Source organism: Serratia sp. PAMC26656, assembly GCF_016469055.2.
Taxonomy (GTDB): domain Bacteria; phylum Pseudomonadota; class Gammaproteobacteria; order Enterobacterales; family Enterobacteriaceae; genus Serratia; species Serratia plymuthica.
Map to the genome: position 1 here is coordinate 2,825,638 of NZ_CP150486.1, position 12,481 is coordinate 2,838,118.

The window sequence follows — 12,481 nt, forward strand, 5'->3', positions numbered from 1 at the left end:
AATGAGCTGTGCGTCACTGGCTGCGCGGGCAGAGCCCTCTCTTACCCGCCACTATTCGTTATCGGAGCGGGAAAATCATCACCCGCCTATCGCAAAGCTAATTAATCGCTAAGCAAGGGACTATTTATAATAAGCCTTTGCTTTACACCGCAACCTGCAAATTATTATTATCACTTCGTACCCCACCGCTGTATCAACTTAAATTTTAATTATATTTCATCGCGCTACGCCCGCGGCAGCGCGCTATTTACTGCTGTCTCCCGTATTGAGGACATCGTTATGGTTGTTTCTGTTTCGCCTGCGCCGGATGCGGCCAATTTCCCTCCCGCAGAAGAACGGACCCACAGGATTGTTGACGACCCACAGGCGCTGGATGCAGCACGACAAGTCGCCGTGGCCGCCGCGCCTGAAGCCCAACTGCGTGACCGCCAACGGCGCTATCCGCTGCAACAGCTGGCGCTGTTTACCCAGTCTGGCCTCGGTAGCATTTCCATCCCGCGTGAATACGGCGGACCGGAACTGTCCTTTACCACGCTGGCGGAAGTGTTTCGCCTGATTTCCGCCGTTGATCCGGCGCTGGGGCAAATCCCACAAAACCATTTCGGCCTGATTCAGTTAATCCGTGATGCCGGCAGCGAAGAACAGAAAACGGCGTATTTTCGCGGCGGTGCTGGCCGGCCAACGCATCGGGAACGGTGGCCCGGAGAAAAACAGCAAGCACACGCTGGATATGCAGAGCCGCTTACGGCAAACCGCAGACGGCCTGCGCTTTACCGGCGACAAGTTTTACTCCACCGGCGCGCTGTTCGCCCATATCGTCGCCGCCAAGGCTCTCGACGATCGGCAGCAGCCGGTACTGGCATTGATCCCCCACCCGACTGCAGGCCTGGAGATCGTTGATGACTGGTCCGGCATGGGGCAGCGCACCACCGCCAGCGGTACGGTGCGCCTGCGTGAGGTCCTGGTCGATCCGGCCAATGTGATCCCGCTGTTGCCGCTGGCAGAAAAACCGACGATTCAGGGCGCCGTTTCCCAACTGATTCAGGCCGCCATCGATGCCGGCATTGCGCAGGGCGCGCTGGACGAGGCCACCCAGTTTATTCGCGAACGTTCCCGCCCCTGGATCGACGCAGGCGTCGAACGCAACGCTGACGATCCCTACATTCTGGCCGACGTCGGCCGACTCAGCATGGAGCTGAGCGCGGCGAACGCCCTGTTGCGCCGTGCGGCGCGGACGCTGGATGAGGTTGACCGCCGGCCGGTGACCGCCGAGAGCGCCGCAGCGGCGTCGATCGCAGTCGCCGAAGCCAAGGTGCTGACCACGGAAGTGGCGCTGTTGGCCAGCGAAAAGCTGTTCGAATGGTCCGGCAGCCGAGCCACGTTGGCGGAGCACGGCCTCGATCGTCACTGGCGTAACGCACGCACCCACACGTTGCACGATCCGGTGCGCTGGAAATACCACGCCATTGGCGAGTACTACCTCAACGGCCGCTTTCCGGCGCGCCATTCGTGGATTTAAAGGAGCGGAACATGACCACCCAGGTAGCCCCTCAACACGTGGCGCAACGCATTACCAGTCCCGAACAGGCGCTGGAGACCGCACACCGGCTGGCGGAGCAATTCAGCCCGACCGCCGCCGAGCGTGACAGCCAACGGCGATTGCCGGTTGCCGAACTGGCAGACCTGTTCGCCTCCGGCCTCGGCGCGATTACCGTGCCGCAAGAATTTGGCGGCCCGGGGTTGTCGAACCGCGTGCTGGCGCAGGTCATCGCTATTCTCAGCCAGGGCGATGCGTCGATCGGCCAGGTGCCGCAAAACCATTATTACGCGCTGGAAGTGCTGCGAGTGAACGGTTCACCGCAGCAGCAACGGCGCCTGTACCAGGAAGCGCTGGACGGCGTGCATTTCGGCAATGCGCTGGCGGAGTTTGCCAGCAAGGCCGCCCACCACCGCAGCACCTCGCTGTCCAGGCATGAAGGCCAATGGCAATTGTCCGGCCAAAAATTTTACGCTACCGGCGCGTTGTACGCCGGGCGCATCCCGACCGCCGCGCGGGGTGAAGACGGTAAAGAACAGTTGGTATTTTTGCCGCGCAATACCCCTGGCCTGAGCATCACCGACGACTGGTCCGGCTTTGGTCAGCGTACCACCGGCAGCGGTAGCGTGACGCTGGAACAGTGCTCGGTGGATGAAGAGGATATCGTGCCCTTCCAGACGGCGTTTGAACGGCCGACGCCGGTTGGCCCGCTGGCGCAAATCATGCACGCCGCCATCGATCAGGGCATCGCCAAAGCCGCGTGGCAGGACATGCTGCAATTTGTTCGCAGCCGTTCGCGCCCGTGGATTGATGCCGGCGTCGAACACGCCAGCGAGGACCCGCTGACACTGGACCGCATCGGCAAAATTTCCGCCCGCATTCAGGCCGGTGACGCCCTGCTGGCCGTGGCCGGTGACGCCATCGATGTCGCTCAGCGCCACAGCGATGCCCTGTCGGTCGCGCAAGCCTCGATTGAGGTCGCCACGGCCCGCGCCTGGACCACCGAGGTCGCGCTGGCCGCCGGCAATCTGCTGTTTGAGCTGGCCGGTAGCCGTGCCACGTTGCAGGAAGATAACCTCGATCGCCACTGGCGCAACGCCCGAACCCACACCTTGCACGACCCGGTACGCTGGAAATACCCGGCGATCGGCAATTACGTGCTGAACGGGGTGCTGCCGCCGCGCCGGGGGACTCTGTAATGAGCGCTATCGCCAAAGAGGTTCTGCTGAACGCCTTCAACATGAACTGCGTCGGCCATATTCATCACGGCATGTGGACCCATCCGCAGGATCGCTCCACCGAGTTCAATCAACTCAGCTACTGGACCGAGCTGGCGCAGTTGCTGGAACGTGGGCTGTTCGACGGGTTGTTCATCGCCGATATCCTCGGCGTTTACGATGTCTATCAGCAAAACATCGCCCTGACCGCCCGCGAGTCGATACAGCTGCCGGTTAACGACCCGCTGCTGCTGGTGTCGGCGATGGCCGGGGTGACCCAACATCTGGGCTTCGGCATCACCGCCAACCTGAGTTATGAAGCGCCCTATCCCTTTGCCCGCCGCTTATCGACGTTGGACCATCTGACCCAGGGCCGCATCGGCTGGAATATCGTCACCGGCTATCTGGACAGCGCCGCGCGTGCGATGGGGTTGAACGAACAGATCGGTCACGATCGCCGTTACGATCAGGCCGATGAGTTTCTCGACGTTGCCTATCAGTTATGGGAAGGCAGTTGGGAAGATGACGCCGTGTTGGCCGACCGTCAACGACGGATTTACGCCGATGCGCAGAAGATCCACAAGGTTACCCATCGCGGCGAATTTTATCAGGTGGAGGGCTATCACCTGTCTTCGCCTTCGCCGCAGCGTACCCCTTTGCTGTTCCAGGCCGGCAGCTCGGCACGGGGTATTCAGTTCGCCGCCCGCCACGCGGAGTGCACCTTCGTTAACCACGCCACCCCGGCGGTAATGAAAGCTCAGGTGGACAAGCTGCGTACCGCAGCGGTGGCGGCCGGCCGTCAGCGACAAGATTTGAAAGTGTTTATGGGGGTCGGCGTTATCGTTGCGCCAACTGCCGCCGAGGCGCAGGACAAATACCGTGAATATCTGCGTTACGCCAGCCCCGAAGCCGGTCTGGCGCATTTTTCCAGCTCGACCGGCATCGATCTTTCACGCTTTGGTCTGGACGACCCGATCCAGGCCGGGCCGACGCAGGCCATTGAGTCGGTCACCCAAACCTACCGCGGCTGGACCCGCCGCCAACTGCTGGAACAGCACGCCATGGGCGGGCGTTATCCGTTGGTGGTGGGCGATCCGCAACAAGTGGCGGATACGTTGCTGCAATGGGTGGATCAGGCCGATATCGACGGGTTTAACCTGACGCGCATCGTTAACCCAGGCAGCTACCGCGATTTTATCGATCTGGTGGTGCCGGAGTTGCAAGCGCGTGGCCGCTACAAAACCGCCTACCGCGCCGGCAGCCTGCGGCAAAAGCTGTTTCGACAGCAGGACCGCTTGCCGCACAGCCATCCGGCGGCCGGCTGGCGTCCGGGTGCGCCTTTACCCGTTTGAACCCTTACTTTTTCTTTTGAAGGAACACCCCTATGACAATACCCTTTCGGACATTAACACGGCTGTTTTCGGTGCTGTTGGCACTCTCAGGTGCGGCGGCTGCGGCCAATGATTACAGCGGAGCCCTGAAAGTCGGTACCACCGCCGCCTTCGCCCCGCCGCTGGAAGTGGCGGCGGAAGAGGCTCGCAAACAGGGATTGAAGGTCGACATCATCGAATTCAGCGACTGGACCGCACCGAACGTCAGCCTGGAAAACGGCGATATCGACGTCAACCTGTTCCAGCACCTGCCGTTCCTGCACAACGCCAATAAAGAAGGCAATTTCCACCTGGTGGCCTATGCCCCGGCAATCATCAATAACGTCGGGCTGTACTCCAAAAAATACCAGAGCATCGCCGATCTGCCGGAGGGCGCCAAAGTGGCGATCGCCAACGACGTGATTAACGGTGGCCGCGGCCTGTTGCTGTTGCAAAAGGCCGGGCTGATTAAACTCAAACCGGGCTCCGGCCTGCAGGCGACCCAGGCAGACATCGTCAGTAACCCTAAACACATCAAAATTATCGAAGTGGAAGCGGTGCAACTGGCACGCACGCTTGAGGAAGTTGACCTGGCGCAGGGCTATCCGCACTACCTGCGGCTATCCGGCACCGTCGATCCCAACAGCGCCCTGCTGTTCGACGGCCTGGAAAACCCGGAGTACGTGATCCAGTTCGTGGTCCGCGATGGCCATCAGGATGACCCGCGCCTGCGCAAGTTTGTCGACGTTTACCAGCATTCGCCGGTCGTGCGCGCCAAACTCGACAGTTTCTACGGCAAGCTGTATCAGCCGGGCTGGAGCCAGTAGTTTATGTCCAGCCTGATTTTGACTAACCCAGATGCCCTCGTCGCCGACGAGGTGGTGCGCCGCCATGATGACACCCACCTGCGCTTTACCCGGCTCAGCAAGCGTTACCCCGGCCAACTGACCGAGGCGCTGAAGGAGATCTCCCTGGGCATTCGCCGTGGGGAGATATTCGGCATTATCGGCCGCAGCGGCGCCGGCAAGTCGTCCCTGATCCGCACCATCAACCGGCTGGAACGCCCCAGCGGCGGCAGCGTGGAGGTCGATGGCGTTGATATCGGCCAATTGAATGAAGATCAACTGGTAGCCTACCGGCGGCGCACCGGCATGATTTTCCAGCACTTCAACCTGCTGTCGGCCAAAACCGTCCGGCAGAATATCGAGTTGCCGCTGCGGGTGGCGGGCGTGCCCGTCGCCGAGCGGCGCAGCAGAGTGGACGCATTGCTGGAGCTTGTCGGGCTGAGCGACTACCCGGACGCCTACCCGGCGCAGCTTTCCGGCGGGCAGAAACAGCGGGTCGGCATCGCCAGGGCGCTGGTGCATAACCCCGAATTGCTGTTGTGCGATGAAGCCACCTCCGCGCTCGATCCGGAAACCACCCGCGCCATTCTGGCGTTGTTACAGCGCATCAACCGTGAGTTCAACATCACCATCGTGCTGATTACCCATGAAATGGAGGTGATCCATGATATCTGCCACCGGGTGGCGGTGCTGGAACGGGGTGAGATTATCGAATGCGGCCCGGTGTGGCAGGTATACGGCAACCCGCAGCAGGAAACGACCCGCATCCTGCTGACCCCTTCACACGATCGCTTGCCGGAAGAATGGGTTGGGCGGATCGCCGCCACGCCCCCCACGCCGGATGCACCGCAATTGATCCGGTTACGCTACCGCGGCCAAGGAGCATCGCTGGAGTTAAACCACGTACTGGCGGCTTTTCAGGGTAGTGTGACGCTGGTGGAAAGCGCCATTGAGCATATTCAGGGGCACGCCATCGGTTATCTGTTGCTAACCGTGACACCGTCACCGAATAATCGAACCATTCCGCAGACGCTGGCCGACAGCGTGGAGGTCCTGGGCTATGTCACTGTTGCTTGAACGGCTGTGGGCCGGATTTCTCGATACATTGCTGATGGTGGGCGTTTCTTCCCTGTTGGCGCTGGTGCTGGGATTGCCGCTGGCGATCTTGTTGGTGGTCAGCGAACGCGGTGGATTGTATGAGCAGGTTGGCGTTCAGCGGGTGCTCGGCTGGTTGGTAAATTTGTTCCGCTCGATCCCCTTTTTGATCCTGATGGTGGCGCTGATCCCCTTCACCCGCATGATTGTCGGCACCTCTTACGGCGTATGGGCCGCCGTAGTGCCGCTGACCATCGCCGCCATGCCGTTTTTCGCGCGTATCGCCGAAGTCAGTCTGCGAGAGGTGGATCACGGCCTGGTTGAAGCTGCGCAGGCAATGGGTTGCCGCCGTGGGCATATCATTCGCCATGTGCTGTTGCCGGAAGCCATGCCCGGCATTGTCAGCGGTTTTACCATTACCCTGGTGACCATGATTAACGCCTCTGCGATGGCCGGCGCAATAGGCGCGGGCGGTCTGGGTGACCTGGCTTACCGTTATGGGTACCAGCGTTTTGACACCCAGGTAATGCTCACCGTCATCGTGGTGTTGGTGGCGCTGGTGACCCTGCTGCAATTTTTTGGCGATCGGCTTTCCCGCCGGTTAAACCACCGTCATTAACCTTTACTGACTGGATACGTGTAATGAAAAAACTGAAAGCCTCGCTGATCGCCGCTTCGCTGCTGTTGGGGACATTCGCCCTGCCGACCGTTGCGGCGCAGGCAAAACCGCAGCAAATCACCATCGGTTACCAGAAAGCCAATATCTTCGCCCTGCTGAAATATCGCGGTACGCTGGAGAAAACCCTGACGCCGCAGGGCATCAAAGTGCGCTGGATTGAGTTTCCCGCCGGGCCGCAAATGCTCGAAGGGCTGAACGTCGGCAGCATTGATCTTGCGGCGACCGGCGATGCACCACCGGCCTTTGCCCAGGCAGCCAAAGCCGATTTGATCTATCTGGGGCATTCGCCGGCCAGCCCGAAAACCGAAGCCATTGTAGTGCCGCAGGGTTCGCTGATCAAAACCGTTGCCGACCTCAAAGGCAAACGCGTGGCGCTGAACAAAGGCTCCGACGTCAATTACCTGTTGGTCAGCGCGCTTGAACAGGCCGGGCTGAACTACAAAGACGTGACGCCGGTGTATTTACCGCCGAGTGACGCCCGCGCCGCCTTCCAGCGCGGCAGCGTAGATGCCTGGGTGATTTGGGACCCTTACTACGCCGAGGTGGAAACTCACGCCAACGCCCGTCTGCTGAAGGATGCCGAAGGTCTGGTGCCGCATTACACCTTCTATCTCGCCAGCCGCCACTTTGCCGAAACCTACCCGGACAGCGCAAAATTGGTGATCGACCAGCTAAGTGAACTGAGCGCTTGGGCCAATGCCCATCAGGACGACGCGGCAAAGATCCTGGCGCAAAGCACCGGGTTGGAGCAGGCTATTTGGGCCAGAGCCCTCGCCCGCATGCCGTTCGGCAGCCAGCGCATGACGCCGGCGGTATTTGCCGAACAGCAGCAATTAGCCGACAAGTTCACCGCGATTGGCCTGCTGCCGGTCAAGGTGGACGTCAGCGCCGCACGCTGGTCCGAGGATAAGTAACTTACTGAATATCTTTGTATTAATTCAGCTAAGCAAAGCGATATTCGGCATTTAACCTGTGGGGATATTTTTATTATTATCGGGATATGTCTCTGGGAGCATTTTCTTTCAGGGCCTGTCTACCGGAGTTTTTGTCCTTGTTTCGTTCGTCGCGAACTTTATTTTGGCCGCACTTTTGTGCGGCTTTTCTTTTTGTGGTTAAAAACACGCTAAACGTGCAATTTTCCACGTTATTCAGGCTCCCCCTCTATAATGTTTCCAGTGAAAAAATATGCCCCCTAAATGGTGGAATGGGAGTTAAATAGCTCCCTGACGGAAACCTGAGCAGGAACCATGACATGACACGTTTTATCCTTATGCCGCTTGCCACTGTTATTCTGGCAGGTTGTACGCCAATGAAACCCTCAGGATGTGAAAAAACCAGCGCCGTGGGTGATTGTATTTATGCAAGGGGTGCCGAAAACACCACGTCGAAGGTTGTTCAGCCGCCCAATTTGGGCTGTGACGGGCAAGTTTTTTACGAACGTCCGTTTTATCCCGCTGCCGCAATGGCGAAAAAGATTGACGGTAAAATAACCGGTACGTTTGACGTTGATGATAGAGGTAAAGCAAAGAATATCGAACTAACGGGAAATCCAGAATTCTATTATGAAGCGAAAAGCGCTATTGCTCGTAGCTGCTGGAAACCCGGTAGCTTGCATGAAAAAGTCTCGTTTACCTTCAACGTTACCGGTGATGCAACTCTGGGGGCCGGGGGATAAAAAAACCGGCGCAGAGTGCTCTGCGCCGGCCGGGTTATCGCGTCTTGGCCTAATAGTGCTGCAGGTGAAGTGCATGCAGAGCGCCGACACGCCGTGAATCCATCCATGGAGGCTCGTATCGCGCGTCCATGCGCTCAACGGTCGGCTAACCTGCATGCTCCCCACCCGTATCAAGCTTGGGGTGTCGCGGTATTAAACGCAGTTATTCAGCGCCCTTTTGCCAGTTTGTGCAAGGTTGCCGCCAACAGATCCACTTCCTCGTAGGTATTGTAAAACGCCAGCGATGGCCGCACCGTCGCCTCGACGCCAAAGCGCCGCAGGATCGGTTGGGCACAGTGATGACCGGAACGCACCGCAATGCCTTCACGGTTAAGCGCGTTGCCCACTTCTTCGGTACGGTAGCCGCTCAGCACAAACGACAGCACGCTGGCCTTATTGGCTGCGGTGCCAATCAGGCGCAGGCCCGGAATGCGGATCAACTGCCCGGCGGCGTACTCCAGCAATTCATGCTCGTAACGGTTGATATTATCGAGCCCCAGGCGTTCGACGTAGTCCAACGCCGCCCCCAATCCCACCGCGTCGGCGATGTTGCCGGTGCCGGCTTCAAACCTGGCCGGTGCCGGCTGGTACAGCGTTTTCTCAAAGGTGACATCGGCAATCATATTGCCGCCACCCTGCCACGGCGGCAGGGTTTCCAGCAGCTCCGCCTTGCCGTACACCGCGCCGATGCCGGTTGGGCCAAACACCTTGTGGCCGGAGAACACGTAAAAGTCCGCGTCCAGCGCCTGCACGTTAACCTTCAAGTGCGATACCGCCTGTGCGCCGTCTACCAACACCCGCGCTCCGGCCTGATGAGCCAGCGCAATCACCTGCTCGACCGGCGTCACCGTGCCCAGCGCATTGGATACCTGGGTGATCGACACCAAACGGGTACGCGGCGACAAGAGCTTGCGGTATTCATCCAGCAGAATCTGCCCGCTGTCATCCACCGGGATCACCCGAATTTTAGCCCCCACGCTGGCGGCAAGCTGCTGCCAGGGCACGATGTTGGCATGGTGTTCCAACTGGGAAACCACGATTTCATCGCCTTCGCCGATGTGTTGGCGGCCAAAGGTGTTGGCAATCAGGTTGATGGCTTCCGTTGCCCCTCGGGTAAAGATAATTTCCGCCGATGATTTGGCCCCCAGAAAACGGGCAACGCTGTTTCTGGCCCCTTCATAGGCATCCGTTGCCCTGGCAGCCAGCTCATGCGCCGCACGGTGGATATTCGAGTTTTCATGGGCGTAGAAATACGCCAGCCGATCGATAACCACCTGCGGTTTATGGGTGGTGGCGGCGTTATCCAACCACACCAGAGGTTTGCCGTTAACCCGTTCCGCAAGAATGGGGAAGTCGCGGCGTACGGCATGCACATCAAAACTGCTGCGCGGCCGTTGCTGCGGTGCGGCTTCTCGCCGTGGCTGCCCCTGTTCCAGAAAATAATACTGCCCGCTGGTCGCATCTTGCGCTACGCCGCTAACCGGTGCGGTGACGGCAGGAAACAGCGATCCGATAACCGACTCCAGCCCGCCGTTGACCGCCCCGGCGAAGGGTTGGTCACTAAGATGAGCCTGACCGGTGAGCGCCTGGTTCGCCAGGCCATCCAGCCCGGTATCCGGCGGCAAGCGTTTTTGCCGGTCCTGATTTTCGCTCAGAAAATAGAACCCCGCCGTCGCCGCCGGATCCCGTGGCTGAGGCAGCGTTGGCGGAGCCAAAAAGGCCTGCCGCTGCGCGCCCTGCTGCCAACCGGACAATGTTTGCGCCTCCAGACCGTCGGAGGCCAGTGCCGGCTCTAGAGCCGGCGTAGCGGTCTGTTGCAACACCGTCGTGGCGCGTTCGCTGCCTGCGGTCGGTTGCAGCCCCGCACCAGCCTCACGCCCAGGCAAGGCACTGAAGATCTGATTAGCCAGGTTAGCCAGCGCGTTAACGTCCGGCAAACCGGCTGGCGGCTGCGCCTCGTGAGGCAATGAACTACTTGTAACTGTCTGGATAGTCATGATATTTGCTCACATCAACATCGTCTAAAACGGCAACGGCATCTTCAGTCAGAACCGCCAATGAGCAGTAAAGGGAAATCAGGTAGGAGGCTATCGCATTGCGGTTAATCCCCATAAAGCGCACCGACAGCCCCGGGCTTTGCTCACCGGCGACGCCCGGCTGGTAAAGGCCAATGACGCCCTGACGTTTTTCCCCGGTACGCAGCAGGATAATTTTGGTTTTGCCTTCTTCGTCGATGGGCAGCTTATCCGAGGGGATCAGCGGCAAGCCTCGCCAGGTGAGAAACTGCGAACCAAACAGACTGACGGTTGGCGGCGGCACGCCACGGCGGGTGCACTCGCGGCCAAAGGCGGCGATGGCTAACGGATGAGCGAGGAAGAAACCGGGTTCTTTCCATACTTTGGTGATCAGTTCGTCCAGATCGTCCGGCGTCGGCGCACCGGTCAGCGTTGAAATACGCTGGGCTTCATCAACGCTGGCCAATAAACCGTACTCAGGATTATTGATCAGCTCGTTTTCCTGGCGCTCTTTAATGGTTTCAATGGTCAGGCGCAGCTGCTCGCGAATTTGATCGTGCGGACTGCTGTATAAATCGGAGACGCGGGTATGCACATCCAGAATGGTGGTAACGGCATTGAGAAAATACTCGCGCGGCGCTTCTTCGTAATCCACATAGGTCTGGGGTAATAACCCTTCATCGCGCTGCGAGCAGGCTACCTGAACATTTAACGGGTTCTTGACCTTGTTCAGGCGGAATATCCCTGCCTCGACCGGTGTCCATTGCAGCAAATGCACCAACCAGCGTGGTGTGATAATGGATAATTGCGGGACGGTTTTTGTCGCGTTAGCCAATTGCCGTGCTGCATTATCCCCTAATGCAAGCCGGGCGTCATTGTGTTGAGACATGGTTGTTTCTCCTGAAAAAAATAGGCTGGTGATAAATAATTAATAATTACCGGTTAAATAGCGCGTTAAATAAAATATCGATTTATTGAATCCGTTTCGCAGACCTCACTGCGGGTTATTAACAGGGTTGAAATGCGCCACATTAAATACCTGAGCCAAATTCATGACTGTCGCTCTGGATATTTGCCTGGCGAATATTGCTGCCCGGTTTGACGCTGCGCGTCAGCCAGACGTTGCCGCCAATGGACGATCCCTTGCCAATGGTAATTCTGCCCAACAAAGTGGCACCGGCGTAGATCACCACATCGTCTTCAATAATCGGATGGCGTGGCTGCCCTTTTTGCAGAATGCCGGACTCCTCGGTGACAAAGCGTTTGGCGCCCAGCGTGACCGCCTGATAGAGACGTACCCGCTTGCCGATAATGGCGGTTTCGCCAATCACTACGCCAGTGCCGTGGTCGATAAAAAAGCCGTCATCGATTTGTGCACCGGGATGAATATCGATACCGGTTTCACCGTGAGCCTTTTCGGCGATGATGCGCGCCAGCAAAGGAACGCCCGCGAGATAGAAATAGTGCGCCAACCTGTGGTGGATAATGGCGTTGACGCCGGGGAAACACAGTAACACCTCGTCCACGCTGCGCGCCGAAGGATCGCCGTGATAAGCGGCCAGAATGTCGCTGTCCAACCGGCGACGAATGGCCGGCAACACGGTGGCGAACTGCCGCACCAGCGTCACCGCCTGCGCATTGAGCGAGTCCCCAAGCTCTGCGTCGTCGCCCTCAGAACGGCTAAACCCCAGAGCAAGGCGCACCTGAATCAGCAGTGCATTCAGCACCGCGTCCAGCGTATGACCAACGAAGTAGTCTTCGCTTTCATGGCGCAGATCGTCCGGCCCCAAGCGCATCGGGAATAAAATCGCTCGCAGCGATTCGGTTATTTCGCTGACCACACTTTTCGACGGCAGCTCCTTTTGCCCGGAAAGCGACGCCTGGCCGCTGCGCTCGCGCCAGGAGAGCCGCGCTGAGCGCAGCTCATTAACGATATCGGCAAGTTGCCAGTTGGTATTTTCTTGCGGCTGTGAAAAGCGAGTCATAATTCCCTCTGTTTATGTGATAAC

The 12,481-nt window shown here is 58.8% G+C and carries 10 protein-coding genes and 1 pseudogene; 8 read left to right on the plus strand and 3 right to left on the minus strand.

All coding sequences use genetic code 11. The annotated features are described in order from the left end of the window. Positions 1–279 precede the first annotated feature (279 nt). From JEM67_RS14325 to JEM67_RS14360, 8 genes and pseudogenes are all read left to right on the plus strand, one after another. Positions 280–1,519 (plus strand): annotated as a pseudogene (locus JEM67_RS14325) (SfnB family sulfur acquisition oxidoreductase). An 11-nt stretch (positions 1,520–1,530) separates the two neighbouring features. Continuing rightward, the gene (locus JEM67_RS14330; RefSeq protein WP_199635907.1) at positions 1,531–2,736 is read left to right on the plus strand and encodes an SfnB family sulfur acquisition oxidoreductase; all 1,206 of its coding nucleotides are present in this window, start codon (positions 1,531–1,533) and stop codon (positions 2,734–2,736) included. Further along, positions 2,736–4,106 carry an LLM class flavin-dependent oxidoreductase gene (locus JEM67_RS14335; protein ID WP_199635908.1) on the plus strand — a complete coding sequence of 457 codons (1,371 nt, stop codon included), beginning with the start codon at positions 2,736–2,738 and terminating at the stop codon, positions 4,104–4,106. Before JEM67_RS14330 ends, JEM67_RS14335 begins: the two co-directional genes overlap by 1 nt. Positions 4,107–4,138: 32 nt before the next feature. Continuing rightward, positions 4,139–4,951, plus strand: coding sequence for a MetQ/NlpA family ABC transporter substrate-binding protein (locus JEM67_RS14340; RefSeq protein ID WP_199635909.1), 813 nt, complete (start codon positions 4,139–4,141; stop codon positions 4,949–4,951). Between the two features lie 3 nt (positions 4,952–4,954). Beyond that, a complete protein-coding gene (locus tag JEM67_RS14345) occupies positions 4,955–6,046 on the plus strand; it encodes a methionine ABC transporter ATP-binding protein (protein ID WP_013812979.1) in 1,092 nt (363 codons plus the stop codon). Further along, positions 6,030–6,683 (plus strand): methionine ABC transporter permease, encoded by a 654-nt coding sequence (locus JEM67_RS14350; protein WP_013812980.1) that lies wholly within the window; start codon positions 6,030–6,032, stop codon positions 6,681–6,683. Before JEM67_RS14345 ends, JEM67_RS14350 begins: the two co-directional genes overlap by 17 nt. A gap of 23 nt (positions 6,684–6,706) precedes the next feature. After that, positions 6,707–7,657, plus strand: a complete 951-nt coding sequence (locus tag JEM67_RS14355; RefSeq protein WP_199635910.1) for a sulfonate ABC transporter substrate-binding protein — start codon at positions 6,707–6,709, stop codon at positions 7,655–7,657. A gap of 338 nt (positions 7,658–7,995) precedes the next feature. Continuing rightward, on the plus strand, positions 7,996–8,418 hold the full coding sequence (locus JEM67_RS14360; RefSeq protein ID WP_020439079.1) for an energy transducer TonB: 423 nt from the start codon (positions 7,996–7,998) through the stop codon (positions 8,416–8,418). A gap of 206 nt (positions 8,419–8,624) precedes the next feature. Here JEM67_RS14360 and JEM67_RS14365 read toward each other — a convergent pair whose 3' ends face one another. From JEM67_RS14365 to epsC, 3 genes are all read right to left on the minus strand, one after another. Then, complete coding sequence (locus JEM67_RS14365; protein ID WP_199635911.1) at positions 8,625–10,454, minus strand: family 2A encapsulin nanocompartment cargo protein cysteine desulfurase; 1,830 nt, start codon at positions 10,452–10,454, stop codon at positions 8,625–8,627. Then, positions 10,429–11,361, minus strand: a complete 933-nt coding sequence (locus JEM67_RS14370; protein ID WP_199635912.1) for a family 2A encapsulin nanocompartment shell protein — start codon at positions 11,359–11,361, stop codon at positions 10,429–10,431. The genes JEM67_RS14365 and JEM67_RS14370 overlap by 26 nt, the downstream gene beginning before the upstream one ends. A 142-nt stretch (positions 11,362–11,503) precedes the next feature. Then, positions 11,504–12,457, minus strand: coding sequence for a serine O-acetyltransferase EpsC (gene epsC, locus JEM67_RS14375; protein ID WP_063199520.1), 954 nt, complete (start codon positions 12,455–12,457; stop codon positions 11,504–11,506). Positions 12,458–12,481: the final 24 nt, after the last annotated feature.